This window comes from Pseudescherichia vulneris, assembly GCF_902164725.1.
In the GTDB taxonomy this organism is placed as follows: domain Bacteria; phylum Pseudomonadota; class Gammaproteobacteria; order Enterobacterales; family Enterobacteriaceae; genus Pseudescherichia; species Pseudescherichia vulneris.
In genome coordinates this window covers 79,502-105,584 of sequence record NZ_LR607338.1, presented here as the reverse complement: position 1 = coordinate 105,584, position 26,083 = coordinate 79,502, and the positions used below count along the sequence as shown (strand labels likewise).

Genomic DNA, 26,083 nt, shown 5'->3' with positions numbered 1-26,083 from the left:
TCAGCGCCACCGGGCATTGCGAGGGTTAAACGTACTCCCGGCTTAGCCATCTGGTTCCCATCTGCTTCATAACCACATGCTGCTGCGGCGTCGGGGGTCTGTCGCTGATCACGTAATCGAAATCCCCCACGCTGCCGTTCTGGCAGATCGCGTTCCGGCCAAACTTAGTGCTGTCCACCACCAACACGCTCACCGCAGCGCTGGCCATCAACGCCCGGCGCGCGGCAACCTCATCATCGTTATAGTCATACAGCTCGCCCGCCTCACCGATCCCTCCTATTGAAACCACGCCAGCGTCGACCCGATAGCGGCTGAAAAAGGTCTGGGCATCGCTGCCGATCACATCCAGATCGCGCTTGCGGACGCGCCCGCCCGCCACCGTCAGTTCGCAGGCGGCAAGACGGCTCAGCGCTTCGGCGGCGTGCAGATTATTGGTGAATACCGCCAGCCGACTCTGTTCCGGCAGCGCCCGAGCCACCATCTCCACGGTGGTGCCGGTACCGAGAAAGCAGCTCTGGTAGTCGCCCAGCAGCACCGCCGTGCGCTCACCGATCCAGCGCTTGCCCGCAATATTGACGATCTCGCGCTGCTGATAACCAATATTTTCGCGGGCGAAAGGGGCAACCATGCCGTGACGCCGCAGCAGCAGTCCGCCCGAGGTGAGCATGCGCAGATCGCTGCGCACGGTTTGCAATGAGACGCCAAAGTGCTGCGCCAGCTGCTCGATGCTGCTTTCACCGTGCGCCGTCACCAGTGCGACTATCGCCGTGCGGCGGGATTCGGGGGTCATTATTCGCTCCTGTTAGCACCCTTTTGCATCATGCTAGCGCGCGAATGTGAAATTATTACTACGAAAAAAGCTGGTCATATTTTTGTCAGATTTCCCTGTTTTAATCGTCACAACGAAAACAGAGGGAAGAGATCATGAGTAAGCACACCGCGCTGGCCGCCATTATCGCAACCGCATTAAGCACGCCGGCTTTCGCCGCCTCCACGCTGACGCTCTATACCAGCCAGCCGAACGAAGATGCTCAGATGACCGTTACCGCCTTCGAAAAGGCGCACCCGGATATTGAGGTCAAATGGATCCGCGACGGAACCACCAAGCTGACGGCGCGCCTGCAGGCCGAGCTGGCGGCGGGCGGTGCCGCACCGGACGTGCTGCTGATCGCCGACAGCGTCACCATGGAGTCGCTGAAAAAGCAGGATCTGCTGGCGGCCTATAAATCGCCTGAAGCTAGCCGCTATGATGCCCAGCTGTACGATCCACAGGGCTACTACTACGGCACCAAGCTGATCACTACCGGGATTGCCTACAACACCCGCGCGCCGGTGAAGCCTGATTCCTGGCAGGATCTGCTCAAGCCTGAACTCAAGAACATGACCACGCTGCCCAGCCCGCTCTACTCCGGCGCGGCGCAGATCCACATGGCCACGCTGATGAACGATCCGCAGCTCGGCTTTGCCTGGTACGAAAAGCTGAAGGCTAACGGCGCGATGCCGCAGAGCGGAAACGGCGCGGTGATGAACGCCATCACCTCCGGCAGCAAGGGCTACGGCGTGCTGGTGGACTATATGGCGATCCGCGAAAAAGCCAAGGGCGCGCCGATTGAGTTCGTGTTTCCGAAAGAGGGGGTCAGCATCGTCACCGAACCGGTAGCGATGCTGAAGAACGCGAAAAATCCGGACGGGGCGAAAGCCTTTATCGACTTTGTGTTATCGGATGCGGGTCAGCGCCTGGTGCTGAAGCAGGGCTACCTGCCTGCCGATACCAACCTCCCGGCCCCGGAAGGCTTCCCGGCGCGAGAAAGCATCAAGCTGATGCCGTATGACCCGGCGAAGGCGCTGGCGGATACCGACGCCAATAAAAAACGCTTCGCCGATCTGTTTGGAAACCGTTAACTGATGACCACCATGACCCTCCGTCAACCGGCCAGCAGCGGCCCGCCGAAGGGGCTGCTCTGGCTGCTGCTCGGCCTGGTGGCGCTATTAAGCCTGCTGCCGAGTCTGCGGCTGCTGGTCTCGGCGCTGCTCGACTGGCAGCAGGGGAGCAGCAGTAGCCTGTGGCGCGTGTTGAGCAACCCGACCACCTGGACCGCGCTCTCCCATAGTCTTTATACCAGCGGCCTGGGCACGCTGCTCTCGCTGCTGCTGGGCGGGCTGTTTGCCTTCTGTCTCGCCCTGACTAACATCCGCCTTAAGCAGGTCTGGGTGTTCTTGTTTATGCTGCCGATGATGATCCCACCCCAGGTGACAGCCCTGAGCTGGCTCCAGCTCTTCGGGCCGAGCAGCATCCTGCTTAATAGCCTCGGCATCGCGCCGTCGTTTGGCAGCGCTAATCCGCTCTACTCCCCCGAGGGGATCGCCCTGCTGCTGGGGATCCAGCACGCGCCGCTGGTCTTTCTGGCTCTACGTACCCAGCTTCAGTGCCTGCCGAAAGAGCAGATCGAGGCGGCGCGGCTGAACGGCGCTTCGCTGTGGCGGGTGTTTATCGACATCGTGCTGCCGCTGTGCCGCACGGCGCTGTGGGCCGGGGCGGCGATAGCCTTCGTCTCCGCGCTGGGCAACTTTGGTATTCCGGCGATGCTGGGCATTCCCATCTCCTATTTTGTGCTGCCGATTCAGATCTACCAGTCGCTGTCCAGCTTCGGGCCGTCGATGCTCAGCGACGTGGCGGCGCTGTCGGTGCTGATGGGCGTGCTGGCGATCGGCATTGTCTCTCTGCAGGGCTATCTCCAGCGCCGTCACGCGCTGCCGCTGATTGGTATGGCCGGGCGGGCCCTCGATTTTCAGCTGGGCAGGTGGCGTCTCGCTACCGAGTTGCTGCTGGGCGCGGTGCTGGCTGCTATTCTGCTGGCTCCGCTGCTGGCGCTGGTTGCGACCTCGCTGGTGCCGACCCTCGGCGTGCCGCTGACGGCCAGGACCCTGACTTTTAACGCCTATCAGGCGATGCTGGAGAGCGGCAGCGCCACCTGGCGCGCGCTGAGTAACAGCCTGCTGCTCTCGGTCTCTGCCGCGCTGGTGCTGATACTGCTGAGCCTGCCGCTGGCGTGGCTGCTGGTGCGGTTTCCGGCGCGCCCGCTGCGCTGGCTGCACAGCGCCATCGATATTCCCTATACCCTGCCGGGGGTGGTGCTGGCTATCGCCTGCATCCTGCTGTTCGCCCGCCCGCTGCCCTTTATCGGCATCAGCCTGAGCGGCACGCTGCTGATCATCTTCTTCGCCTATCTGGCGCGCTTTCTCACCGTCTGCCTGAAGCCGCTGCACAACAGCATGCTCCAGCTCGATCCGGCCATGGAGGAGGCAGCCAGCCTGGCGGGAGCTAACTTCTCCCAGCGGCTGCGGCATATCGTCCTGCCCCTGCTGGCCCCGGCGGCCTTTGCCGGTGCGCTGCTGGTATTCCTGACGGCGGTGAATGAGCTGACCGTCTCTGCCCTGCTGTGGAGCGCGGGCAAGGAGACCCTCGGCGTAGTGATTTTCAACCTTGATGAGAGCGGCGATAAGGTGCTGGCCTCCGCCATCTCGGTGATGGTGGTGGCGCTCGTCGCGCTGGTGATGCTGATGCTGAGCGGCCTTGGCCGCTATCTACCCAAAGGAGTGATCCCATGGCAGAACTGAGCCTGGAGAGCCTGAGTAAAACGTTCGGCGACCAGACCGTGGTGCGCGACCTAAGCCTGACCATTCCCGAAGGCGCATTCACGGCGCTGCTCGGGCCAAGCGGCTGCGGGAAAACCACCACGCTGCGCATTCTGGCCGGACTGGAGCGGCTCTCCAGTGGCCGCCTGACGCTGGGCAACCGGCTGCTGGCCGATGCGGTTACCCATCTGCCGCCGGAGGCGCGCAACATGGGGATGGTCTTTCAATCCTATGCCCTCTGGCCGCATATGACGGTGGCAGAGAACGTTGGCTATCCGCTGAAGCTGAAAAAAGTCAACGGCGCGGCGCGGCATAAACAGGTGCTTGCTGCCCTTGAGGTGGTAGAGCTGGCGGCGTATGCCGATCGATCGCCGCAGGATCTGAGCGGTGGACAGCGTCAACGCGTGGCGCTGGCGCGCTGTCTGGTCTCCGAGCCGCAGGTAGTGCTGCTTGACGAGCCGCTGGCAAATCTCGACCGCCATCTGCGGGCCACCATGGAGCAGACCTTCCGCGAATTTCATCGCCGCACCGGGGCAACCTTTGTCTACGTGACCCACGATCAGGCAGAGGCGATGGCGCTGGCCAGCCATATTGCCGTGATGCATCGGGGCGAGCTGATGCAGTGGGGAACGCCGCAGGAGCTCTATCAGCAGCCGCACAGCGCCTGGGTTGCGGGCTTTATTGGCAAGGGCAGCGTGCTGAACCTGGCGAGCGCGACGCAGGATCGCCATCTGCATGGCATACAGCTCCATCATGGCCTGAGCGTGAGCGACGGCGTACGCCACCCGGTATTGGTACGCCCCGAGCATGTTGAAATAGGCGAGAGTGGCCTGGCCGCCACCGTCGAAAACTGTATTTATCAGGGGGAGCGCTACCTGCTGGCGCTGCGCCTGGCCGACGGTCAGCCGCTCACCGCCTTTCATCACCTGCCGCTGTGCGAGCAGCAGCACACCGCCGTGCGCCTGCATCAGGGCTGGCGGCTGGAGGCGGCGTGACAACGCAGATTGAGATTATTAGTGGGCTGCATGACAAAACGCCCGCCGCCATTCTGGTGACTACCCCTACACAGCGCATTCTGCTGGACGCCGGGGGCTCACTGGAGCCGGGAGCCGACGACTGGCCGGTGCCGGATCGGCTGGATGCCGTGCTGCTCAGTCACGATCATATCGATCATATCGCCGGACTAGCGCGGCTGCCCGCCTCGGTGCCGATCTACTGTAGCGCCGTAACAGCCCGCGCGCTGCCGCCGGGATCGAACGTTCACCCGATCCCAGTGCGCGGTCAGTTCTCGCTTGGTGATGTGACGATAACCACCGGCAGCAGCGGCCATGCCTGGGGTGGGATCTGGTTCCACCTTGATGTGCCGGGGGGCCTGTTCTACAGCGGTGACGTTAGCCTGGAGTCGGCGCTGTTTCATTTCGATCCGCCGCCGCCTGCGGCGCTGGCGCTGATGGATGCCTCGTACGGCCTGTACGACACGCCCCAGCATCAGCAGCTTGAGGCTCTGTGGCTGCACGTGCAGCGGCCTGTGCTCTGTCCGGTCCCGCCTTCTGGGCGGGCGGTGGAGATGGCTCTGCTGCTGGCGCGTCGCGGCATGAATAAGGTGGTAATGGATGATGCCTGCCGGGAGATGCTGACCCTGATGGCGGAACACAACGACGGCAGCCTGATCCCCGGCGTAGAGCATGAGCTTCGGCAGCGGATACGTGACCTGCCGTCGTTTACCGCTGACGCGGCGGTTATTTTGGCCGCCGATCCGGATGGGCAGCACGGCATAGCGGGCGAGCTGCGGCGGCGCGCTGATTTCAGCCACCGCACTCTGTTTACCGGCCATATGAATCACCATGCTCGCGAGCAGCATCGGCAGGGCGAGGTCGATTTCTGCCGCTGGAACGTTCATCCCACGCGTCGCTGTCTGCAAAAGCTGGTGGCGACGCTGGGCTGTCGCCAGCTGGTGCCGCTGTTTACCCCTGTTGATGACGCCGTGCTCTGGCAGCAGACGCTGGGCTGCGACATCCTTACCCAGCCCCGTTTCAGGATAAAACATGACGCTCTTGCCTAAGCCTTTTGTCTTTGTTCGCCACGGCCAGACGCCGCTTAACCGCGATCGCCTAATTGGGGGACGCACCGAAGTCCCGCTCACTGCGACCGGCGAGCAGCAGGCCCGCGACGCCGCACCGCTGCTGGCTAACCACCCGTGGAGCATCGTCGCCGTGAGTCCGCAGCAGCGCGCCCGGCGTACCGCAGAGCTACTGCTGCCAGGGGCATCGCTGAAGCTTGTTCCCGACCTACGCGAGCGGGACTGGGGCGACCTTGAATGTTGTCCCCTTAGCGAGCAAACGCCCTATGAGGAGACGCCGCCGAACGGCGAAGCCTGGCTGCCTTTCTGTACCCGCGTTACCCATGCCTTGAATACCCTGCTGGCGCAGTACGACACCCCGCTGATCGTGGCGCACTCTGGCGTGTTCCGCGTGATCCGCCTGCTGGCAACCGGCACGCCCCATGGCGAGCGGGTCGGCAACGTTGTCCCGCAGTGGATCCTGCCTGGTGCTACCCCTGACGACTGGAAAATTATTCCGCTGGAGAAGATGAATGCTGACTGAACAATGTGTGATTGTGGATATTGACGGTACCCTGGCCGAGTTTGACGCCGAGGCGGTACGCGAGTGGGTATTAGGCCCAGAAAAGCAGTGGCAGCCTTTTTTTGCCCACATGGCGGAGGCGCTGCCGAGCGTAGCTATTAGCCGTCTGGTGGGGCTGTTGAGCGCTCAGCAGCAGAAGATCGTGATCTGCAGTGGACGGCCTGCCAGCTTCCAGCGCCATACCCAGGAGTGGCTGGAGCGGCACTGTATTCCTTTCGATGCGCTCTATCTTCGGCCGGACGGGGAGGATACGCTCCCAGATGAGGTGGTGAAAAAAACGCTGTTGCAGCAGATAAAAGCGGACGGCTACGCCCCCTGGCTGGTGATCGACGATCGTCAGGTGGTGGTGGATTTCTGGCGTGCGGAAGGGCTGACCTGCCTGCAGTGTGCACCGGGCGATTTTTAAGCCGCCCGGCATAGGATTTTAGCCTCGCTTTTCGCCGTACTGGGCAAACCATGCCAGCATGCGCTGCCAGCCATCTTTGGCTGACTCTTCGTGATAGCTCGGACGATAGTCGGCGTTAAAGGCATGTCCGGCATCGGGATAGACCACGATCTCCGCCTCGGCGTTGGCAGCGCGCAGGGCGTGGCGCATGGTTTCTACGGTATCAAGCGGAATGCTGCCATCCTGGGCACCGTATAGACCCAGCACCGGCGCGTTAAGGTCGGTGGCGATATCCACCGGATGCTTCGGTGAGTTCAGGGTTTTATCGCCCACCAGCTTGCCGTACCACGCCACCGCTGCCTTCAGCTGTGGATTATGCGCAGCGTAGAGCCACGCAATACGCCCGCCCCAGCAAAAGCCGGTAAGCAGAAGCCGATGTGCATCGCCACCGTTGCGTGCCGCCCAGTTGGCGACGTGATCGAGGTCGGCTAAGACCTGTGCATCCGGGACCTTTGAAACCAGCTCGCTGAACAGCGTGGGAATATCGCTGTAGTCGTTGGGATCGCCCTGACGGAAGTAGAGCTCAGGCGCGATGGCCAGGTAGCCCTCCTGCGCCAGCCGACGGCAGATATCACGAATATGCTCGTGCACGCCGAAAATCTCCTGCACGACAATGACTACCGGCAGCGGGCCGTTGGCAGCCTGTGGCCGGGCATGCCAGGCGGGCATGTTATCTCCCTGAGTGGGAATTGACGTCTCACCGGTCAGAATGGACTCTTCAGAGGTGCGGACGGCGGTGGAAGCGTGAGGTGAAGCTGCAGGTGCAAAGCCGGGCTGTTTTTCTGTTGTCATGGCAATCTCCGTACCCTTATTTAGCGCATTAGGTAACTATAGCCAGTACGGCAAAATCATCCTGTGCGGAAGAGACTATCTTTAAGACGAACGGGAGAAGGAGAGCGTTATAGTGTGATATAAATCACCTTTTGATGAAAAATTGATGTAAACAGTTTTCTTCAGAGTGATTGGTGTCACGAAAAAATGCGATGGCCTTCTGTAGAGTACCGTTTTACTTCTGCTGATGAATCGACCCACAAAGGAGTCACCTATGTCCAAGTCTGATGTTTTTCACCTCGGTCTTACCAAAAACGATCTGCAGGGGGCAACGCTGGCTATCGTCCCTGGCGATCCGGAGCGAGTGGAAAAGATCGCCGCGCTGATGGATAAGCCGGTCAAGCTGGCATCGCATCGCGAATTTACCTCATGGCGCGCCGAAGTCGATGGCAAGGCCATCATCGTCTGCTCCACCGGTATTGGCGGTCCGTCAACCTCTATCGCCGTTGAAGAGCTGGCGCAACTGGGCATCCGGACTTTCCTGCGCGTGGGCACCACCGGCGCAATCCAGCCGCACATCAACGTTGGTGACGTGCTGGTAACCACGGCTTCCGTGCGTCTCGACGGAGCCAGCCTGCACTTTGCGCCGATGGAGTACCCGGCGGTAGCTGATTTTACCTGTACCACCGCACTGGTCGAGGCTGCTAAAGAGGTGGGCGCAACAACCCACATTGGCGTGACCGCCTCGTCTGACACCTTCTATCCGGGCCAGGAGCGTTACGATACCTTCTCCGGCCGCGTCGTCAGCCGCTATAAAGGCTCGATGGAAGAGTGGCAGTCAATGGGCGTGATGAACTACGAGATGGAGTCCGCGACGCTGCTGACCATGTGCTCTAGCCAGGGCCTGCGCGCTGGCATGGTAGCGGGCGTGATCGTCAACCGCACCCAGCAAGAGATCCCGAACGCAGAGACCATGAAGCAGACCGAAAGCCACGCAATTAAAATCGTGGTGGAAGCGGCGCGCCGTCTGGCTTAATGCGCCTTTCCGGCAGGTCGATCCCCTCGGCCTGCCTGTTTTGCGTAGTACCTCGCAGGAAAATCCTTCCCAACTGGACACCTATCCAGCACACTCTTATTTTGCATCGGTAAGTGGTTTATGCAGGAGGCAGGGTGGATATCTCAATTTTACTCAGCGCGGCGGCGGCGATAGTCGGCTTGCTGATAGGCTGGCTGGCGACAAAATCCCATGCCGATCGTCTGCGGGCCGATCTTACCGAAGAGCGGCGCGAGCTGGATATCGAACTGAGCGCGGCGCGACAGCGGCTGGTACAGAACCAGCACTGGCGCGACGAGTGCGAACTGCTGAATAATGAACTGCGCAGCCTGCGCGAGATCAACACCTCGCTGGAGGCCGATCTGCGTGAGGTCACCACCCGACTGGAGTCCACCCAGCTGCATGCAGAAGATAAAATCCGCCAGATGATCAACAGCGAGCAGCGCCTGAGCGAGCAGTTTGAAAACCTCGCTAACCGCATCTTCGAGCAGAGCAATCGCCGGGTCGAGGAGCAGAACCGGCAGAGTCTCCACGGGCTTCTCTCCCCCCTCCGGGAACAGCTGGACGGCTTCCGTCGCCAGGTGCAGGACAGCTTTGGCAAAGAGGCGCAGGAGCGTCACACGCTCGCCCACGAGATCCGTAACCTACAGCAGCTTAATGCCCAGATGGCGCAGGAAGCGATCAACCTGACCCGCGCCCTGAAGGGCGATAATAAAGCGCAAGGTAACTGGGGCGAGGTGGTGCTGGCCCGCGTGCTGGAGGCGTCCGGCCTGCGGGCGGGCTATGAGTATGAAACCCAGGTTAGCATCGAAACCGAAGCTCGCGCCAGGATGCAGCCTGACGTCATCGTTCGGCTCCCGCAGGGTAAAGATGTGGTTATCGATGCCAAAATGACCCTTGTTGCCTATGAGCGCTACTTCAATGCCGACGATGAGTACACCCGCGAAAGCGCGCTGCAGGAGCACATCGCCTCGGTGCGCAGCCATATTCGCCTGCTCGGGCGTAAAGATTATCAGCAGCTGCCGGGCCTGCGCTCTCTTGACTACGTTCTGATGTTCATCCCCGTTGAGCCAGCCTTTTTAGTGGCCCTCGACCGGCAGCCGGAGCTGATCACCGAGGCGTTAAAAAACAACATCATGCTGGTCAGTCCGACCACGCTGCTGGTGGCCCTGCGCACCATCGCTAACCTCTGGCGCTACGAGCACCAGAGCCGCAACGCGCAGCAGATTGCCGAGCGCGCCAGCCGTCTCTATGACAAGCTGCGGCTGTTTGTTGATGATATGTCGTCGGTAGGGCAGAGCCTGGAGAAAGCGCAGGATAATTACCGCCAGGCGATGAAAAAACTCACCTCCGGGCGGGGGAATCTGCTCGCCCAGGCCGAGGCGTTTCGCGGGCTGGGCGTTGAGATTAAGCGCGAGATTAATCCGGATTTAGCCGATCAGGCCGTGGCGCAGGATGAGGAGTTACGTTTGCGCGCCGGGCAGGAGGGTTGAAACGTAGGGCAATCTCGCCCAATCTGTTACACTTCACGAACAATTTCTTGAATAGCAGGCACTGAGATGGCGGAAGATTCACAAGAAACGACGCATTTTGGTTATCAGACTGTCGCCAAAACGCAAAAGGCCGACATGGTGGCTCACGTATTTCACTCCGTGGCCGCAAAATATGACGTGATGAACGATCTGATGTCCATGGGCATCCATCGTTTGTGGAAGCGTTTCACAATTGACTGCAGCGGCGTACGCCGTGGGCAGAAGGTTCTCGACCTCGCGGGCGGGACCGGTGACCTGACGGCGAAATTCTCCCGTCTGGTGGGTGAAACCGGGCAGGTAGTGCTGGCCGATATCAACGACTCCATGCTGAAAGTCGGGCGCGAAAAGCTGCGCAACCTTGGCGTGGTGGGTAACGTTGAATACGTGCAGGCCAACGCTGAAGCGCTGCCGTTCCCGGACAACACCTTCGACTGCATCACCATCGCCTTCGGCCTGCGTAACGTCACCGATAAAGAGAAGGCGCTGCGCTCCATGTTCCGCGTGCTCAAGCCGGGCGGTCGCCTCTTAGTTCTTGAGTTCTCTAAACCCATTATCGAGCCGCTGAGCAAGGCCTATGACGCCTACTCTTTCCACGTTCTGCCGCGCATCGGCGAGCTGGTAGCGAAGGATGGCGAAAGCTACCGTTACCTGGCGGAGTCTATCCGTATGCATCCCGATCAGGAGACGCTGAAGGCGATGATGCAGGATGCCGGTTTTGAAAACGCCGAGTACTTCAACCTGACGGCGGGTATCGTCGCGCTGCACCGTGGATATAAGTTCTGACAGGAGTGAGTGAATGCCCTTTACGCCTTTAGTGAGCGCTGGAATCGAAGGTGTTCTCAATACATTTTTATATCGCGAAAGGGCATTAAAACCCGCCCGCCAGCGCCTGCAGGGTAAGGTGTTGCGTATCGTCCTCAAAGAGTTCTCTACGCCGCTTATTCTGGCCTTTAGCGAGCGCCAGGTCGACGTACTGAGTGCCTGGGAAGGTGAGGCAGACTGCACCGTTATTACCCAGGCCCGGCTGTTACCGAAGCTGCGCGATCGCCAGCAGCTGACTACGCTTATACGCAGCGGCGAGCTGGAAGTGCAGGGTGATATTCAGGTTGTACAAAACCTTAGCGCGCTTTTCGATCTCGCAGAGTTCGATTTTGCTGAGCTACTTGCCCCTTACACCGGCGATATCGCCGCCGAAGGCATCGCGAAAGTGCTGCGTGGCGGTGCAAAGCGTTTCCAACATGGCCTGCAGCGTCAGCAGCAGTACGTGGGCGAAGCCATAACGGAAGAGTGGCGTCTGGCACCCGGTGGACTGGAAGTTGCCTGGTTTGCCGAGGAGGCCGCCGCCGTCGCGCGCTCGGTTGATGCGTTAACCAAACGGCTGGAAAAACTGGAGGGCAAATGACGCCAGGTGAAATTCGACGCCTGTACTTTATCATTCAAACTTTTTTGAGTTACGGGCTTGATGAGCTCATCCCAAGAATGCGTCTTACCCTGCCGATTCGGCTCTGGCGTCGCACGCTGTTCTGGATGCCAAACCGTCACAAAGATAAAGAGTTAGGTCATCGCCTGCGGCTGGCGCTGCAGGAGCTGGGACCGGTGTGGATCAAGTTCGGGCAGATGCTCTCTACCCGTCGCGATCTTTTTCCGCCCGTGATTGCTGACCAGCTTGCGATGCTCCAGGATCGCGTAGCACCCTTTGACGGCAAGCTGGCTAAGCGCCAGATCGAAAAGGCGATGGGTGATATCCCCGTAGAGACATGGTTTGATGATTTTGACATTACGCCGCTGGCTTCGGCCTCTATCGCCCAGGTCCATACTGCCCGCCTGAAAGAGAACGGCAAGGAAGTGGTGATCAAGGTGATCCGGCCGGATATTCTGCCGATCATCAGAGCCGATATGAGCCTGATCTATCGTCTTGCGCGCTGGGTTCCGCGCCTGCTGCCGGACGGGCGTCGCCTGCGTCCGCTGGAGGTGGTGAAGGAGTATGAGAAGACGCTGATCGACGAGCTGGATCTGCTGCGTGAAGCGGCCAACGCCATCCAGCTGCGGCGTAACTTTGAAAATAGCGCGATGCTCTACGTGCCAGAAGTTTACTCCGATTACTGCAGCCAAAATATGCTTGTCATGGAACGCATCTATGGTATTCCGGTGAACGACGTGGCTGCACTGGAGAAAAACAATACCGACCTGAAACTGCTGGCCGAGCGTGGCGTGCAGGTGTTCTTTACCCAGGTGTTCCGTGACAGCTTTTTCCACGGCGATATGCACCCGGGCAATATCTTTGTCAGCTATGAGCATCCGGAAGATCCACAGTATATCGGTATCGACTGTGGCATCGTCGGCTCGCTGAACAAAGAGGATAAGCGCTACCTGGCAGAGAACTTCATTGCGTTCTTCAACCGCGACTACCGTCGGGTTGCCGAGCTGCACGTTGATTCAGGCTGGGTACCGCCGGATACTAACGTTGAAGAGTTTGAGTTTGCCATCCGTACCGTGTGTGAACCGATTTTTGAGAAGCCGCTGGCGGAGATCTCCTTCGGCCATGTGCTGCTGAACCTGTTCAACACCGCGCGCCGGTTCAATATGGAAGTGCAGCCGCAGCTGGTGCTGCTGCAAAAAACGCTGCTTTATATCGAGGGCGTTGGGCGCCAGCTCTATCCACAGCTCGATTTGTGGAAAACGGCGAAACCTTTCCTCGAAACGTGGATCAAAGATCAGGTAGGCTTCCCAGCGCTGGTTCGTTCCCTTAAAGAGAAGGGACCAATGTGGATTGAGAAAATGCCTGAGCTGCCCGAGCTTATCTACCACAACCTGCGTCAGCATAAGCAGCTGCAGCATAATGTGGATCTGATTGCCCGGGAGATGCGCGTGAACAATGTGCGCCAGGGGCAGTCTCGTTATCTGTTCGGTATTGGGGCAACGTTGATCCTGAGCGGAACGCTCTTTTTGATCAACCGGCCGGAGTGGCAAACGGCGTCCGCCTGGCTTATCGCCGGTGGCGTGGTTGCCTGGCTTATTGGCTGGCGAAAAACCCGCGTGCTGTAGCCGCACGCGTAATGGGCCGGGTAGGCTGTACCGGCCCGCTAATTTCAGCATCTCTCCTTGAGGATTGTGTATGGGTGGTATCAGTATTTGGCAGTTACTTATTATTGCCGTCATCGTTATCCTGCTGTTTGGAACGAAAAAGTTAGGCTCTATCGGTTCCGATCTCGGCGCGTCGATCAAAGGCTTTAAAAAAGCCATGGGCGATGACGATAAGCACGAGAAAAAACCGACGGAGGACGCTGATTTCTCCACTAAAACCCTTGCTGAAAAGCAAGATGAAGTGAAAACCGACGAAGAAAAGCGTCGCGATAAAGAGCAGGTGTAATTCGTGTTCGATATTGGTTTTGGCGAACTGGTACTGGTATTCGTGATCGGCCTGATTGTGCTGGGGCCGCAGCGTTTACCGGTAGCAGTTAAAACGGTGGCCGGCTGGGTGCGTGCGCTGCGCTCGCTGGCAAGCACCGTGCAGAATGAGCTGGCTCAGGAGCTGAAGATCCAGGAGCTTCAAGACAGCCTGAAGAAGGTTGAAAAAGCGAGTATGGATCACCTGACGCCAGAGCTAAAAGAGTCTATGGATGAGCTGCGCCATGCGGCAGAGTCAATGAAGCGCACCTACAACGCCAACGATCCCGAGCGGGCAAGCGACGTAGCGCATACCATTCATAACCCGATTGTGAAAGGCAATGAGGAGCAGCATCAGGGCGTGACGCCTGCCGTTGCGGAGCACCAGGCCAGCGCGCCGGCGCAGGCACCAGAGACGCCCGTCGACATTAAGCCTGCCCAGCCTGCTGCCTCTGCCGCACATTCACCTACATCGACAAGTGATAAACCGTAACCATGGCTGTACAAGATACCCAACCGCTGATTACGCACCTGATCGAGCTGCGAAAACGCCTGATGAACTGCATCATTGCGGTACTCGCCATTTTCGTGGTGCTGGTCTATTTCGCTAATGATATCTACCAGCTGGTTTCTGCGCCGCTGATCAAGCAGATGCCCCAGGGGGCAACGATGATTGCTACCGACGTGGCGTCGCCGTTTTTTACCCCGGTAAAGCTGACCTTTATGGTGTCGCTTATCCTCTCCGCGCCCGTTATTCTTTACCAGGTCTGGGCCTTTGTGGCCCCTGCGCTCTATAAGCACGAACGGCGTCTGGTTGTACCCCTGCTGGTTTCCAGTTCACTGCTGTTCTATATCGGCATGGCCTTCGCCTACTTTGTGGTCTTCCCACTGGCATTTGGCTTTTTGACCCATACCGCGCCGGTGGGCGTGCAGGTATCAACGGATATCGCCAGCTACCTCGACTTCGTCATGGCGCTGTTTATGGCCTTCGGCGTGTCGTTTGAAGTCCCGGTGGCGATTGTCCTGCTCTGCTGGATGGGCGTCACGACGCCAGACGATTTGCGTCGTAAGCGGCCTTACGTGCTGGTCGGCGCGTTTGTTGTCGGTATGCTGCTGACGCCGCCGGACGTTTTCTCCCAAACTCTGCTGGCGATCCCGATGTACTGCCTGTTTGAAGTGGGCGTCTTCTTCTCGCGTTTTTATGTTGGCAAGCGCCGCTTCCGCCAGGAAGAGGACGACGAAAGCGAAGACGATGTTTGATATTGGCGTAAACCTTACGAGTTCACAGTTTGCTGGCGATCGCGAGCAGGTTGTCGCCCGGGCTGCCGCCGCAGGCGTTAACGGCATGCTGCTTACCGGAACCAACCTGCATGAGAGCCAGCAGGCGCAGGAACTGGCAGCACAGTACGCGAATTGCTGGTCCACGGCGGGCGTCCACCCGCATGACAGCAGTCAATGGCAGCCGGATACCGCAGACGCCATTCGCGAACTGGCCAGCCTGCCGCAGGTTGTCGCCATTGGCGAGTGCGGCCTGGATTTTAACCGTAACTTCTCCACGCCGCAGGCGCAGGAGGCGGCGTTCAGCGCCCAGCTGGCACTCGCCGCAGAACTCTCCCTGCCGGTGTTTTTGCACTGCCGCGACGCCCACGAGCGTTTCTTAGCCCTGCTCGATCCGTGGCTGGACAAACTCCCCGGTGCGGTGCTGCACTGCTTTACCGGCTCAGAGCCGGAAGCACGTGACTGTCTGGCGCGTGGGCTCTATCTGGGCATTACCGGCTGGGTCTGCGACGAGCGTCGCGGGCAGGAACTTTGCGAGATCGTACCGCGTATCCCGGCCGACCGTCTGCTGATTGAAACCGATGCTCCCTACCTGCTACCTCGCGATCTCAAGCCAAAGCCAGCGTCACGGCGCAATGAACCCGCCATGCTGGGGCATATCCTGCAACGCGTGGCGCAGCTGCGAAAAGAGGATGCTGACTGGCTGGCAGAGATGACGGATAACAACGTCAGGCGGCTGTTCGGTATCGCGTTTTAAGCTTTACGGAAGTCGGTGTTTCTCACGCTTTGCACTACCTGCTGGTTGAGCAGGTTCAGCAGCAGCATCGAGCGCGCCTCGCCGTCAGGCTCGGTAAAAATAGCCTTTAGCCCCTCAAACGCCCCTTCAGTGATCACCACGTTGTCACCCGGATAGGGTGTCTCGGGGTCGGTCACGCCTTCAGGTTGGTAGTGCACCAGCTGAGCAATCACCGGCGCAGGCACCGTTGCCGGGCTGGCACCAAAGCGAACAAAGTGGCTAACGCCGCGCGTCGCGTTAATGGTGGTGGTGTGGATCACTTCCGGATCGAATTCGACAAACAGATAGTTGGGGAACAGCGGTTCGCTCACCGCGGTGCGCTTGCCACGCACGATTTTTTCAAGCGTGATCATCGGCGTCAGGCAGTTTACCGCCTGGCGTTCAAGGTGTTGCTGGGCGCGTTCGAGCTGGCCCCGCTTGCAGTACAGTAGATACCAGGCTTGCATAATCACTCTGTTTTAGCTAATCGTGTGCAAGCATATCAAAACCCGATAATGATGGCTAAGGTGATTATAGCGGTCATCGCCACATGTTGGCGTAACGATTTACCCTAATTTAACAAAATTACAGCATCACGCCGATGTTCACCATATAATGGAAGGCTGACTCCGAGGCCATGATTAACTGCATGAAATACCACGACCTACGTGATTTTATGGCGCTGCTGGAACAGCAGGGCGAACTCAAACGCATCACGCTGCCTGTTGATCCTCATCTGGAAATAACAGAAATTGCCGACCGCACGCTACGTGCCGGTGGCCCCGCCCTGTTATTTGAAAACCCAACGGGTTACTCAATGCCGGTACTCTGCAACCTCTTTGGCACGCCGAAGCGCGTGGCGCTGGGCATGGGGCAGGAGGATGTGACGGCGCTGCGCGAGGTGGGCAAGCTGCTGGCCTTCCTGAAAGAGCCAGAGCCGCCGAAAGGCTTCCGCGATCTCTTTGATAAGCTGCCGCAGTTTAAGCAGGTCCTTAATATGCCCACCAAACGCCTGCGCGGCGCGCCGTGTCAGCAGAAGGTGGTGCAGGGCGAGGCGGTGGATCTCACCACTATCCCGATCATGCAGTGCTGGCCGGAAGATGCTGCCCCGCTGATCACCTGGGGCCTCACCGTCACCCGCGGTCCGCATAAAGAGCGGCAGAACCTGGGTATCTATCGCCAGCAGCTTATCGGCAAGAACAAACTGATCATGCGCTGGCTGTCGCATCGCGGCGGCGCGCTGGATTATCAGGAGTGGTGCGCGGCGCATCCCGGCGAACGTTTCCCGGTTGCCGTGGCGCTGGGTGCCGATCCCGCCACGATTTTAGGCGCGGTGACGCCCGTCCCGGATACGCTTTCCGAATATGCCTTTGCCGGTCTGCTGCGCGGGACGAAAACCGAGGTGGTTAAGTGCATCTCAAACGATCTGGAAGTCCCTGCCAGCGCGGAGATCGTGCTTGAGGGCTACATTGAGCCGGGTGAGATGGCCCCGGAAGGCCCGTATGGCGACCACACGGGCTACTATAATGAGATTGATAGCTTCCCAGTCTTTACGGTGACGCATATTACCCAGCGCGAAGATGCTATCTACCACTCAACCTACACGGGTCGCCCGCCTGATGAGCCCGCCGTGCTCGGCGTAGCGCTGAACGAAGTCTTTGTGCCGATCCTGCAAAAGCAGTTTCCAGAGATTGTCGATTTCTATCTTCCCCCGGAAGGGTGCTCATACCGCCTGGCGGTAGTGACCATCAAAAAGCAGTATGCCGGTCATGCCAAACGCGTGATGATGGGCGTGTGGTCATTCCTGCGGCAGTTTATGTACACCAAATTTGTTATTGTCTGTGATGATGACGTGAACGCGCGCGACTGGAACGATGTTATCTGGGCGATCACTACCCGTATGGATCCGGCAAGGGATACGGTGCTGGTAGAGAACACGCCGATAGACTACCTGGATTTTGCCTCGCCGGTTTCCGGTCTGGGCTCTAAAATGGGGCTGGATGCTACCAACAAATGGCCTGGTGAAACCCAGCGTGAATGGGGGCGTCCGATTAAAAAGGATCCTGCCGTTACCGCGCGAATTGACGCTATCTGGGATGAGCTGGCCATAATGAGTGACGGTAAAGGCAGCTAATGCGCCGCCGTTTTGCCTTTTGATTCGTAATAAAACGACCCGACAGAGGGAGCGCATGACAACCTTAAGCTGTAAAGTGACTTCGGTAGAAGCTATCACCGATACCGTATATCGAGTTCGTCTTGTACCGGACGCGGCGTTTTCTTTTCGCGCCGGGCAATATTTGATGGTGGTAATGGACGAGCGCGATAAGCGTCCGTTCTCCATGGCATCCACGCCGGATGAGCAGGCGTTCATCGAGCTGCACATCGGTGCTTCCGAGCTGAACCTCTATGCGATGGCGGTGATGGACCGGATCCTGAAAGAGCGCGAAGTTGTTATCGATATTCCGCACGGCGATGCCTGGCTGCGCGATGACGAAGAGCGTCCGCTGATCCTGATTGCAGGCGGGACCGGCTTCTCCTACGTGCGCTCGATTCTGCTGACCGCGCTGGCACGTAACCCGGCACGTGATATCACCATCTACTGGGGCGGACGCGAAGAGAAGCACCTGTACGATCTCTCTGAGCTGCAGGCCTTAGCGGTTAATCACCCTAATCTGAAGGTGGTGCCGGTGGTTGAGCAGCCGGAAGAGGCGTGGCAGGGCCGCAGCGGCACGGTATTGACGGCGGTACTTCAGGATTTCGGCACGCTGGCCGAGCATGATATCTATATTGCCGGACGTTTCGAAATGGCAAAAATCGCCCGGGACCTCTTCTGCAACGAACGCGATGCGCGGGAAGATCGTCTCTTCGGCGACGCTTTCGCCTTTATCTAAGCCTCTGCGCGACTGGCCCGACGGTGTCTCTCCCGCCGGGCCTGCATGACGCGCTTAAACTCGCTCAAACACCGTTGCAATTCCCTGACCCAGCCCAATACACATCGTCGCCAGGCCAAACTGCGCGTCTTTACGCTCCATCAGGTTCAACAGAGTGGTGCTGATCCGCGCGCCAGAGCAGCCGAGCGGATGACCCAAGGCGATCGCGCCGCCGTTGAGGTTGATCTTCTCGTCAATCTGCTCCATCAGACCCAAATTCTTAATGCACGGCAGGATCTGCGCCGCAAAGGCTTCGTTCATCTCAAACAGATCGATGTCGCTCACCGTCAGACCGGCTTTTTTCAACGCCAGCTGCGAGGCCGGAACCGGACCGTAGCCCATGATCGAAGGATCGCAGCCCACGACCGCCATTGAACGCACACGCGCCCGTGGCGTCAGGCCCAGCTCGCGGGCGCGGCTTTCGCTCATCACCAGCATCGCCGCCGCGCCGTCAGAGAGCGCGGAGGAGGTGCCTGCCGTCACCGTGCCGTTAGCCGGATCGAACGCGGGCCGCAGGGTGGAGAGACCTTCAACGCTGGTTTCCGGGCGGATCACCTCGTCGTAATTAAACATTTTCGGCACGCCGTCAGCGTCGTGACCGCCGGTAGGGACAAGCTCATTTTTGAATGCCCCGGTCTGGGTTGCTGCCCATGCGCGGGCGTGGGAGCGGGCGGCAAACTGGTCCTGCATCTCACGACTAATGCCGTGCATGCGCGCCAGCATCTCAGCGGTTAAGCCCATCATGCCTGCCGCTTTAGCCACGTTACGACTGAGGCCGGGATGAAAATCAACGCCGTGGCTCATCGGCACGTGGCCCATGTGCTCAACGCCGCCCACCAGGCATGCCTGCGCGTCGCCGGTCATGATCATGCGTGCCGCGTCGTGTAGCGCCTGCATCGACGAGCCGCACAGGCGGTTAACGGTCACCGCCGGAACGGAGTGGGGGATCTCCGCCAACAGGGCGGCGTTACGGGCGATGTTAAAGCCCTGCTCCAGGGTCTGCTGCACGCAGCCCCAGTAGATATCGTCCAGCGCCGCGGCGTCCAACGCCGGGTTGCGCGCCAGCAGGCTGCGCATCAGGTGCGCGGAGAGATCCTCCGCGCGTACGTTACGGAACGCGCCGCCCTTAGAACGGCCCATCGGGGTACGAATTGCATCGACAATGACTACCTGTTCCATTGTGACTCCTTAAGCCGATTTCAGAACGCCTGCCGGGCGGGCTGGCGCAACGGGAGGATAATAGGGTTCGTTATGGCGCGCTTTCTCACGCAGGCCGTCCGGCACGGCGTAGAGCGGGCCAAGGGCGGCAAACTGCTGCGCCCGATCGAGATAGCTGGCGCTGCCCTGTGTGTCGAGCCAGCGGAACGCGCCGCCGTGGAACGGTGGGAAGCCAAGGCCGTACACCAGGGCCATATCGGCTTCAGCCGGGCTGGCGATAATGCCCTCTTCCAGACAGCGCACCACTTCGTTGACCATCGGGATCATCATGCGGGCAATAATCTCCTCGTCAGAGAAGTCGCGCTTCGGCTGGCTAACTTCTGCCAGCAGGCCGTCAACGGCGGCATCGTCCTCTTTCTTCGGCTTGCCTTTGCTGTCCTCTTTATACCGCCAGAAACCCTGACCGTTTTTCTGTCCAAAGCGGCCCGCATCAAACAGGACGTCAATGGCGTCGCGGTAATCCTTCTGCATCCGCTCCGGGAAGCCAGTGGCCATTACCGCCTGAGCGTGATGCGCCGTATCGATGCCCACCACGTCCAGCAGATAGGCCGGGCCCATTGGCCAGCCAAACTGCTTCTCCATCACCTTATCCACACGGCGGAAGTCCGCGCCGTCGCGCAGGAGCTGACCGAAGGCGGCAAAGTAGGGGAACAGGACGCGGTTGACGAAGAAGCCGGGGCAGTCGTTAACGACGATAGGCGTTTTGCCCATTTTGCTCGCCCAGGCGACCACTTTGGCGAGGGTCTCTTCCGAGGTTTTTTCGCCACGGATCACCTCTACCAGCGGCATGCGGTGGACTGGGTTAAAGAAGTGCATTCCACAGAAGTTCTCCGGGCGTTGCAGAACGCTGGCCAGCTCGCTGATAGGAATAGTCGAGGTGTTTGAGGCCAGCACCGTATCCGGACGTACCTTCTGTTCGGTCTCGGCCAGTACCGCTTTTTTCACCTTTGGATTCTCAACGACCGCTTCCACCACCACGTCGACGCGATCAAAGCCCGTGTAGTCGAGGGTTGGATGGATAGTGGCAATGACGCCCGCCAGTTTCAAACCGTCAATCTTGCCGCGCTCAAGCTGCTTATTGAGCAGCTTGCTGGCCTCGCTGATGCCCAGCGTCAGGGATTTGTCGTTGATATCTTTCATCAGCACCGGCACGCCTTTCCATGCCGACTGGTAAGCGATGCCGCCACCCATAATGCCTGCGCCCAGCACGGCGGCCTGCTTCGGGGTCTCAACATTCTGGGTCAGCTTTTTCGCCTGGCCTTTGACATACTGATCGTTCAGGAAGATGCCTACCAGCGCGCGGGCCTCGTTGGTGTGGGTTAGCGGCACAAAGCTCTGGTTCTCAAGCGCCAGGGCCTCATCACGGCCAAATCTGGCCGCCGCCTCAATGGTTTTCACCGCCGTCAGCGGGGCGGGGTAGTGCTTGCCTGCGGTCTGCATCACCATGCCTTTGGCGATGGTAAAGCTCATGGCGGCTTCAATCTTGCTCAGCTTCAGCGGCTCCAGCTTCGGCTGACGTTTGGCGCGCCAGTCCAGATCGCCATCGATCGCCTGACGCAGAACCGCCAGCGCGCCATCGCGCAGTTTTTCCGCCGTCACGATACCATCGACGAGGCCAATTTTTAGCGCCTGTTCAGCGCCCACGTCTTTGCCAGCAGCGATGATCTCCAACGCGCTGTCAGCCCCCAGCAGGCGCGGCATACGTACCGAGCCGCCAAAGCCTGGCATAATCCCCAGCTTGGTTTCCGGCAGGCCAATGCGCAGGTCCGGCGTCGCTAAACGATAGTCGGTGGCGAGTACACACTCGCAGCCGCCGCCCAGCGCATAGCCGTTAACGGCAGAGATCGTCGGAACAGGCAGATCTTCCAGGCGGTTAAAGACGCTGTTAGCGAAGTGCAGCCACTGGCTAAGCTGCTCTTCGGGAACCTGGAACAGAGAGAGAAATTCGGTAATGTCCGCGCCGACAATAAAGGCGGCTTTGTCGGAGCGCAGCAGCAGCCCGGTGAGGTCGGGGCTTTTTTCCAGCACGTCCAGCGCCTGGCCGAGACTGGCCACCGTCGCCGTATCGAGCTTGTTGACCGAGCCGGGGGCCGCGAACACCAGTTCAGCAATGCCATTTTCCAGCCAGTCGAGGTACAGGGTATCGCCTTTGTAGAGCATGTCAGTCTCCTGAATCCAGCAGGGTTACTGGTCTTACCAGATGAGACGGAGTGTGGTTATTATGTTAATAAAATGCAAATGAGAGTTTAAAAAGTTGCTGAGGCGATCACGCTTAACGGAAAACACGCAGGCGTTACCGGGTATGTTAAGATGCCGAGAATTGACGTCTAAACCAGAAGGGAAAATCATGGACTCACTGGCTGCGCTTTATAAAGATCATATCGTTACCCTACAGGAACGTGCCCGGGACGTACTGACCCGCTTTAAGCTCGACGCACTGCTGATTCACTCCGGCGAGCTGTTCAACATCTTCCTTGATGACCATCCGTATCCTTTTAAGGTCAACCCGCAGTTTAAAGCCTGGGTACCTGTTACTCAGGTTCCCAACTGCTGGTTGCTGGTGGATGGTGTCAACAAGCCAAAGCTGTGGTTCTACCTGCCGGTAGATTACTGGCACAACGTCGAGCCGCTGCCGACCTCGTTCTGGACCGAAGAGATCGAGATCATTGCCCTGCCAAAAGCAGACGGTATCGCCAGCCAGCTGCCTGCGGCACGGGGCAATATTGCCTACATCGGCCCGGTGGCAGAGCGTGCATTGCAGCTGGAGATCAAAGCCGAGAACATCAACCCGAAAGGGGTGATTGACTATCTGCACTACTACCGCGCCTATAAGACAGACTACGAGCTGGCCTGTATGCGGGAGGCACAGAAGACGGCGGTGATGGGCCACCGGGCAGCGCACGAAGCGTTTCTCTCCGGCATGAGCGAGTTTGACATCAACGTGGCCTATCTGACTGCCACTGGCCACCGCGATACCGACGTGCCTTACAGCAATATTGTGGCGCTCAACGAGCACGCTTCCGTGCTGCACTACACCCGGCTGGATCATCGCGCGCCCGCTGAGATGCGCAGCTTCCTGCTGGATGCCGGCGCCGAGTATAACGGCTACGCTGCGGATCTGACCCGGACGTGGGCCGCCAACGGCGACAACGATTTTGCGCAGCTGATTAAAGACGTCAATGATGAACAGCTGGCGCTGATCGGCACCATGAAAGCGGGGGTGAGCTATATCGAGTATCACCTGCAGTTCCATCAGCGCATTGCGAAGTTGCTTCGTCGTCATCAGATCGTTACCGACATCAGCGAAGAGGCGATGGTAGAGAACAATCTCACCGGCCCCTTCATGCCGCACGGTATCGGCCATCCGCTGGGCCTTCAGGTTCATGACGTTGCTGGCTTTATGCAGGATGACACCGGTACGCATTTGGCCGCGCCAGCGAAGTATCCTTACCTGCGCTGCACCCGCGTCATACAGCCGCGCATGGTGCTGACCATTGAGCCGGGTATCTACTTCATCGACTCGCTGCTGAGCGCGTGGCGTGAAGGCGAATTTAGCAAGCACTTCAACTGGCAGAAAATTGAAGCGCTGAAGCCGTTCGGCGGGATCCGCATTGAAGATAACGTAGTGATCCACGAGAACGGCGTAGAGAACATGACCCGGGATCTGAAGCTGGCCTGATGGAGAGCTGGCTGATACCGGCTGCGCCGGTGACCTTCGTTGAGGAGATCAAAAAGAGCCGCTTTATTACGCTGCTGGCCCACACCGACGGCGTTGAGGCGGCGAAAGCCTTCGTCAGCGCCGTGCGGGCAGAACATCCGGAGGCGCGGCACCACTGCGTCGCGTGGGTGGCCGGGCCGCCGGACGACTCGCAGCAGCTGGGCTTTTCTGACGATGGTGAACCCGCAGGCACAGCGGGTAAGCCGATGCTAGCCCAGCTGATGGGCAGCGGCGTCGGTGAGATCACCGCCGTGGTGGTGCGCTACTATGGCGGTATCCTGTTAGGCACCGGTGGGCTGGTCAAAGCCTACGGCGGCGGCGTACAGCGTGCGCTTAATCAGCTCACTACTATCCGCAAATTACCGCTGACCGAATATACTTTGTGTTGTGATTATGCCCAGCTCGCTGGCGTAGAAGCGCTACTGAGTCAGTTCGAGGGGAAGATCGTCACCAGTGATTATCAGGCGGTCGTGCAGCTAAGAGTGGCGCTTCCCCGCCCCAGGCTGAGCGATTTCTCCGCCCGGCTGGCAGATTTTAGTCGTGGTTCATTGCAATTATCAGCCATTAAAGAATAATCCCCACCTCATTTATCTGGATACCTAAGGAAGCGGCAGAGATGCATTTTCGCGCCATTACCCGAATCGTTGGACTGCTGGTGATACTGTTTTCCGGAACGATGATCCTGCCCGGACTGGTTGCGTTGATTTATCGGGACGGCGCGGGGCGTGCATTCACCCAAACCTTCTTTGTGGCGTTGGCGATCGGCTCCCTGCTGTGGTGGCCTAACCGCCGGGAGAAGAGCGAACTGAAGTCGCGAGAAGGCTTCCTGATCGTCGTCCTGTTCTGGACGGTGCTGGGCAGCGTGGGGGCCTTGCCGTTTATCTTCTCCGAGCGTCCCAACCTGACGGTGACTGACGCCTTCTTTGAATCCTTTTCCGGCCTGACGACCACAGGGGCGACCACGCTGGTGGGACTGGATACTTTGCCGCACGGCATTCTTTTCTATCGCCAGATGCTGCAATGGTTTGGCGGGATGGGGATCATCGTCCTGGCCGTGGCTATTCTTCCCATCCTTGGCGTCGGGGGGATGCAGCTTTACCGTGCGGAGATGCCCGGCCCGCTGAAGGATAATAAGATGCGCCCGCGTATTGCCGAGACGGCAAAGACGCTGTGGCTTATCTATGTACTGCTGACGGTGGCCTGCGCACTGGCGCTCTGGTTTGCGGGTATGCCCGCCTTTGACGCCATTGGACACAGCTTTGCTACCATCGCCATTGGTGGGTTCTCAACCCATGATGCCAGCGTGGGCTATTTCGATAGTCCAACGATTAACACCATTATTGCTATCTTCCTGCTGATCTCCGGCTGTAACTATGGCCTGCACTTCTCTCTGCTGAGTGGGCGGAACCTGAAGGTCTACTGGCGCGATCCCGAGTTCAGGATGTTCATTGGCGTGCAGCTGACGCTAGTGGTGATCTGCACCCTGGTACTCTGGTTCCACGATGTCTACAACTCGGCGGTCACCACGCTAAACCAGGCGTTCTTCCAGGTGGTGTCGATGGCAACGACCGCTGGCTTTACTACCGACAGCATTGCGCGCTGGCCGCTGTTCCTGCCGGTGCTCCTGCTCTGCTCGGCGTTTATCGGCGGCATGGCGGGGTCAACCGGCGGGGGGCTGAAGGTCATTCGTATCCTGCTGCTTTTTAAGCAGGGCAACCGCGAGCTGAAACGGCTGGTGCACCCTAACGCGGTATACAGCATCAAGCTGGGGAACCGCGCGCTGCCGGAACGTATCCTTGAGGCGGTGTGGGGTTTCTTCTCTGCTTATGCACTGGTCTTTATCGTAAGCATGCTGGCGATTATCGCCACGGGTGTAGATGACTTCTCTGCCTTTGCCTCCGTGGTCGCGACGCTGAATAACCTTGGGCCAGGTCTTGGGGTAGTGGCGGATAACTTTGCCAGCATGAATCCAGTGGCGAAGTGGATCCTCATCGCCAACATGCTTTTTGGTCGTCTTGAAGTCTTTACGTTGCTGGTGCTCTTTACCCCAACGTTCTGGCGCGAATAAGGGAACACGCTATGAAAACGTTGATTCTATTCTCCACCCGTGACGGGCAAACCCGTGAGATCGCCTCCAGTATCGCCTCCGAGCTGAGCGAGCTGGGCGTCTATGCCGATGTGGTTAACCTTAACCGCACGGAATCTATCGCATGGGAGGAGTATGACCGCGTGGTTATCGGGGCGTCGATTCGCTACGGTCACTTTCATCCTGCCGTGGATCGGTTTGTGAAAAAGCATCTGCAGCATCTTAATGCGCTGCCCAGTGCCTTTTACGCCGTTAACCTTGTGGCGCGCAAACCAGAGAAGAGCTCGCCGCAAACCAATAGCTATACGCGTAAGTTTTTATTGAACTCACCCTGGCAGCCGGATCGCTGTGCCGTGTTTGCCGGTGCCCTGCGCTACCCACGTTACTCCTGGTACGACAGGATCATGATCCGCCTGATTATGAAGATGACCGGGGGAGAAACGGATACGCGTAAAGAGGTGGTCTATACCGACTGGTCACGCGTAAGCGAATTTGCGCGCGAAATCGCACAATTAACCAGCAAATCGGTGGTAAAGCAGGCATAAAGTTTGCAAAGTGAGCGCTTGAAAAGTTTTTTGCATTTAAGTCTTGTCAGCCCGGAATAACTCCCT

General features: G+C 58.9%; 26 protein-coding genes. 21 read left to right on the top strand and 5 right to left on the bottom strand.

The window, feature by feature from the left end; all coding sequences use genetic code 11:
• Positions 1-25 precede the first annotated feature (25 nt).
• On the bottom strand, positions 26-790 hold the full coding sequence (locus FN633_RS00515; RefSeq protein WP_154056378.1) for a DeoR/GlpR family DNA-binding transcription regulator: 765 nt from the start codon (positions 788-790) through the stop codon (positions 26-28).
• Between the two features lie 134 nt (positions 791-924).
• Between FN633_RS00515 and FN633_RS00510 the strand changes: the two genes are divergently transcribed.
• Genes FN633_RS00510 through FN633_RS00485 form a run of 6 tightly spaced genes read left to right on the top strand, consistent with a single transcriptional unit; the run spans position 925 to position 6,684 of the window.
• A complete protein-coding gene (locus tag FN633_RS00510) occupies positions 925-1,902 on the top strand; it encodes an ABC transporter substrate-binding protein (RefSeq protein ID WP_154056377.1) in 978 nt (325 codons plus the stop codon).
• 12 nt (positions 1,903-1,914) lie between these two features.
• Positions 1,915-3,618: an ABC transporter permease gene (locus FN633_RS00505; protein WP_154056376.1), complete on the top strand. Its 1,704-nt coding sequence runs from the start codon at positions 1,915-1,917 to the stop codon at positions 3,616-3,618.
• Positions 3,606-4,631, top strand: coding sequence for an ABC transporter ATP-binding protein (locus tag FN633_RS00500; protein ID WP_154056375.1), 1,026 nt, complete (start codon positions 3,606-3,608; stop codon positions 4,629-4,631). Before FN633_RS00505 ends, FN633_RS00500 begins: the two co-directional genes overlap by 13 nt.
• On the top strand, positions 4,628-5,698 hold the full coding sequence (locus FN633_RS00495; RefSeq protein WP_208673887.1) for an MBL fold metallo-hydrolase: 1,071 nt from the start codon (positions 4,628-4,630) through the stop codon (positions 5,696-5,698). The genes FN633_RS00500 and FN633_RS00495 overlap by 4 nt, the downstream gene beginning before the upstream one ends.
• On the top strand, positions 5,682-6,239 hold the full coding sequence (locus FN633_RS00490; protein ID WP_154056373.1) for a histidine phosphatase family protein: 558 nt from the start codon (positions 5,682-5,684) through the stop codon (positions 6,237-6,239). Before FN633_RS00495 ends, FN633_RS00490 begins: the two co-directional genes overlap by 17 nt.
• On the top strand, positions 6,229-6,684 hold the full coding sequence (locus FN633_RS00485) for a phosphatase domain-containing protein (protein WP_154056372.1): 456 nt from the start codon (positions 6,229-6,231) through the stop codon (positions 6,682-6,684). Before FN633_RS00490 ends, FN633_RS00485 begins: the two co-directional genes overlap by 11 nt.
• 18 nt (positions 6,685-6,702) lie before the next feature.
• Here the strand turns inward: FN633_RS00485 and FN633_RS00480 are convergent, their stop codons facing one another.
• Positions 6,703-7,515 carry a dienelactone hydrolase family protein gene (locus FN633_RS00480; RefSeq protein WP_154056371.1) on the bottom strand — a complete coding sequence of 271 codons (813 nt, stop codon included), beginning with the start codon at positions 7,513-7,515 and terminating at the stop codon, positions 6,703-6,705.
• A 253-nt stretch (positions 7,516-7,768) separates the two neighbouring features.
• Between FN633_RS00480 and udp the strand changes: the two genes are divergently transcribed.
• From udp to tatD, 9 genes are all read left to right on the top strand, one after another.
• Complete coding sequence (gene udp / locus FN633_RS00475) at positions 7,769-8,530, top strand: uridine phosphorylase (RefSeq protein WP_042395937.1); 762 nt, start codon at positions 7,769-7,771, stop codon at positions 8,528-8,530.
• 134 nt (positions 8,531-8,664) lie between these two features.
• Positions 8,665-10,041, top strand: coding sequence for a DNA recombination protein RmuC (gene rmuC, locus FN633_RS00470; protein WP_154056370.1), 1,377 nt, complete (start codon positions 8,665-8,667; stop codon positions 10,039-10,041).
• A 66-nt stretch (positions 10,042-10,107) separates the two neighbouring features.
• Positions 10,108-10,863, top strand: a complete 756-nt coding sequence (ubiE, locus tag FN633_RS00465) for a bifunctional demethylmenaquinone methyltransferase/2-methoxy-6-polyprenyl-1,4-benzoquinol methylase UbiE (protein ID WP_042395932.1) — start codon at positions 10,108-10,110, stop codon at positions 10,861-10,863.
• Positions 10,864-10,876: 13 nt separating this feature from the next.
• Positions 10,877-11,482: a ubiquinone biosynthesis protein UbiJ gene (ubiJ, locus tag FN633_RS00460; protein ID WP_042395926.1), complete on the top strand. Its 606-nt coding sequence runs from the start codon at positions 10,877-10,879 to the stop codon at positions 11,480-11,482.
• Positions 11,479-13,125, top strand: coding sequence for a ubiquinone biosynthesis regulatory protein kinase UbiB (gene ubiB, locus FN633_RS00455; RefSeq protein ID WP_154056369.1), 1,647 nt, complete (start codon positions 11,479-11,481; stop codon positions 13,123-13,125). The genes ubiJ and ubiB overlap by 4 nt, the downstream gene beginning before the upstream one ends.
• Positions 13,126-13,195: 70 nt before the next feature.
• Positions 13,196-13,450 carry a Sec-independent protein translocase subunit TatA gene (tatA, locus tag FN633_RS00450; protein ID WP_154056368.1) on the top strand — a complete coding sequence of 85 codons (255 nt, stop codon included), beginning with the start codon at positions 13,196-13,198 and terminating at the stop codon, positions 13,448-13,450.
• Between the two features lie 3 nt (positions 13,451-13,453).
• A complete protein-coding gene (gene tatB / locus FN633_RS00445) occupies positions 13,454-13,960 on the top strand; it encodes a Sec-independent protein translocase protein TatB (protein ID WP_154056367.1) in 507 nt (168 codons plus the stop codon).
• A 2-nt stretch (positions 13,961-13,962) separates the two neighbouring features.
• Positions 13,963-14,727, top strand: a complete 765-nt coding sequence (gene tatC / locus FN633_RS00440) for a Sec-independent protein translocase subunit TatC (protein WP_154056366.1) — start codon at positions 13,963-13,965, stop codon at positions 14,725-14,727.
• Positions 14,720-15,502: a 3'-5' ssDNA/RNA exonuclease TatD gene (tatD, locus tag FN633_RS00435; protein ID WP_154056365.1), complete on the top strand. Its 783-nt coding sequence runs from the start codon at positions 14,720-14,722 to the stop codon at positions 15,500-15,502. Before tatC ends, tatD begins: the two co-directional genes overlap by 8 nt.
• Here the strand turns inward: tatD and rfaH are convergent.
• On the bottom strand, positions 15,499-15,987 hold the full coding sequence (rfaH, locus tag FN633_RS00430; protein ID WP_154056364.1) for a transcription/translation regulatory transformer protein RfaH: 489 nt from the start codon (positions 15,985-15,987) through the stop codon (positions 15,499-15,501). The two genes, tatD and rfaH, sit on opposite strands and share 4 nt — an antisense overlap.
• A gap of 170 nt (positions 15,988-16,157) precedes the next feature.
• Here rfaH and ubiD point away from each other — a divergent pair, with 170 nt between their 5' ends.
• Together ubiD and fre are read left to right on the top strand one after the other, a co-directional pair.
• Positions 16,158-17,654: a 4-hydroxy-3-polyprenylbenzoate decarboxylase gene (gene ubiD, locus FN633_RS00425; RefSeq protein ID WP_154056363.1), complete on the top strand. Its 1,497-nt coding sequence runs from the start codon at positions 16,158-16,160 to the stop codon at positions 17,652-17,654.
• Positions 17,655-17,709: 55 nt separating this feature from the next.
• Positions 17,710-18,411, top strand: a complete 702-nt coding sequence (gene fre, locus FN633_RS00420) for an NAD(P)H-flavin reductase (protein WP_154056362.1) — start codon at positions 17,710-17,712, stop codon at positions 18,409-18,411.
• 54 nt (positions 18,412-18,465) lie between these two features.
• Here the strand turns inward: fre and fadA are convergent, their stop codons facing one another.
• Positions 18,466-19,629, bottom strand: coding sequence for an acetyl-CoA C-acyltransferase FadA (gene fadA, locus FN633_RS00415; RefSeq protein ID WP_154056361.1), 1,164 nt, complete (start codon positions 19,627-19,629; stop codon positions 18,466-18,468).
• A 9-nt stretch (positions 19,630-19,638) separates the two neighbouring features.
• Positions 19,639-21,828: a fatty acid oxidation complex subunit alpha FadB gene (fadB, locus tag FN633_RS00410; RefSeq protein ID WP_154056360.1), complete on the bottom strand. Its 2,190-nt coding sequence runs from the start codon at positions 21,826-21,828 to the stop codon at positions 19,639-19,641.
• Positions 21,829-22,015: 187 nt separating this feature from the next.
• Here fadB and pepQ point away from each other — a divergent pair, with 187 nt between their 5' ends.
• Genes pepQ through hemG form a run of 4 tightly spaced genes read left to right on the top strand, consistent with a single transcriptional unit; the run spans position 22,016 to position 26,017 of the window.
• Positions 22,016-23,347, top strand: coding sequence for a Xaa-Pro dipeptidase (gene pepQ, locus FN633_RS00405; protein ID WP_154056359.1), 1,332 nt, complete (start codon positions 22,016-22,018; stop codon positions 23,345-23,347).
• Positions 23,347-23,961, top strand: coding sequence for an IMPACT family protein (locus tag FN633_RS00400; RefSeq protein WP_154056358.1), 615 nt, complete (start codon positions 23,347-23,349; stop codon positions 23,959-23,961). The genes pepQ and FN633_RS00400 overlap by 1 nt, the downstream gene beginning before the upstream one ends.
• A 41-nt stretch (positions 23,962-24,002) precedes the next feature.
• Positions 24,003-25,454, top strand: a complete 1,452-nt coding sequence (trkH, locus tag FN633_RS00395; protein WP_154056357.1) for a Trk system potassium transporter TrkH — start codon at positions 24,003-24,005, stop codon at positions 25,452-25,454.
• Positions 25,455-25,465: 11 nt separating this feature from the next.
• Positions 25,466-26,017 carry a menaquinone-dependent protoporphyrinogen IX dehydrogenase gene (hemG, locus tag FN633_RS00390; RefSeq protein ID WP_154056356.1) on the top strand — a complete coding sequence of 184 codons (552 nt, stop codon included), beginning with the start codon at positions 25,466-25,468 and terminating at the stop codon, positions 26,015-26,017.
• Positions 26,018-26,083: the final 66 nt, after the last annotated feature.

What these genes read in the sequence shown, in the direction of transcription:
- trkH (WP_154056357.1), top strand. Translation starts at nt 24,003, where the DNA reads ATGCATTTTCGCGCCATTACCCGAATCGTTGGACTGCTGGTGATACTG.
- udp (WP_042395937.1), top strand. Translation starts at nt 7,769, where the DNA reads ATGTCCAAGTCTGATGTTTTTCACCTCGGTCTTACCAAAAACGATCTG.
- tatD (WP_154056365.1), top strand. Translation starts at nt 14,720, where the DNA reads ATGTTTGATATTGGCGTAAACCTTACGAGTTCACAGTTTGCTGGCGAT.
- FN633_RS00480 (WP_154056371.1), bottom strand. Translation starts at nt 7,515, where the DNA reads ATGACAACAGAAAAACAGCCCGGCTTTGCACCTGCAGCTTCACCTCAC.
- ubiJ (WP_042395926.1), top strand. Translation starts at nt 10,877, where the DNA reads ATGCCCTTTACGCCTTTAGTGAGCGCTGGAATCGAAGGTGTTCTCAAT.
- FN633_RS00485 (WP_154056372.1), top strand. Translation starts at nt 6,229, where the DNA reads ATGCTGACTGAACAATGTGTGATTGTGGATATTGACGGTACCCTGGCC.
- fre (WP_154056362.1), top strand. Translation starts at nt 17,710, where the DNA reads ATGACAACCTTAAGCTGTAAAGTGACTTCGGTAGAAGCTATCACCGAT.
- hemG (WP_154056356.1), top strand. Translation starts at nt 25,466, where the DNA reads ATGAAAACGTTGATTCTATTCTCCACCCGTGACGGGCAAACCCGTGAG.
- FN633_RS00490 (WP_154056373.1), top strand. Translation starts at nt 5,682, where the DNA reads ATGACGCTCTTGCCTAAGCCTTTTGTCTTTGTTCGCCACGGCCAGACG.
- FN633_RS00515 (WP_154056378.1), bottom strand. Translation starts at nt 790, where the DNA reads ATGACCCCCGAATCCCGCCGCACGGCGATAGTCGCACTGGTGACGGCG.
- fadB (WP_154056360.1), bottom strand. Translation starts at nt 21,828, where the DNA reads ATGCTCTACAAAGGCGATACCCTGTACCTCGACTGGCTGGAAAATGGC.
- tatA (WP_154056368.1), top strand. Translation starts at nt 13,196, where the DNA reads ATGGGTGGTATCAGTATTTGGCAGTTACTTATTATTGCCGTCATCGTT.
- FN633_RS00400 (WP_154056358.1), top strand. Translation starts at nt 23,347, where the DNA reads ATGGAGAGCTGGCTGATACCGGCTGCGCCGGTGACCTTCGTTGAGGAG.
- fadA (WP_154056361.1), bottom strand. Translation starts at nt 19,629, where the DNA reads ATGGAACAGGTAGTCATTGTCGATGCAATTCGTACCCCGATGGGCCGT.
- FN633_RS00510 (WP_154056377.1), top strand. Translation starts at nt 925, where the DNA reads ATGAGTAAGCACACCGCGCTGGCCGCCATTATCGCAACCGCATTAAGC.
- ubiE (WP_042395932.1), top strand. Translation starts at nt 10,108, where the DNA reads ATGGCGGAAGATTCACAAGAAACGACGCATTTTGGTTATCAGACTGTC.
- ubiB (WP_154056369.1), top strand. Translation starts at nt 11,479, where the DNA reads ATGACGCCAGGTGAAATTCGACGCCTGTACTTTATCATTCAAACTTTT.
- ubiD (WP_154056363.1), top strand. Translation starts at nt 16,158, where the DNA reads ATGATTAACTGCATGAAATACCACGACCTACGTGATTTTATGGCGCTG.
- FN633_RS00505 (WP_154056376.1), top strand. Translation starts at nt 1,915, where the DNA reads ATGACCCTCCGTCAACCGGCCAGCAGCGGCCCGCCGAAGGGGCTGCTC.
- FN633_RS00500 (WP_154056375.1), top strand. Translation starts at nt 3,606, where the DNA reads ATGGCAGAACTGAGCCTGGAGAGCCTGAGTAAAACGTTCGGCGACCAG.
- rfaH (WP_154056364.1), bottom strand. Translation starts at nt 15,987, where the DNA reads ATGCAAGCCTGGTATCTACTGTACTGCAAGCGGGGCCAGCTCGAACGC.
- tatC (WP_154056366.1), top strand. Translation starts at nt 13,963, where the DNA reads ATGGCTGTACAAGATACCCAACCGCTGATTACGCACCTGATCGAGCTG.
- pepQ (WP_154056359.1), top strand. Translation starts at nt 22,016, where the DNA reads ATGGACTCACTGGCTGCGCTTTATAAAGATCATATCGTTACCCTACAG.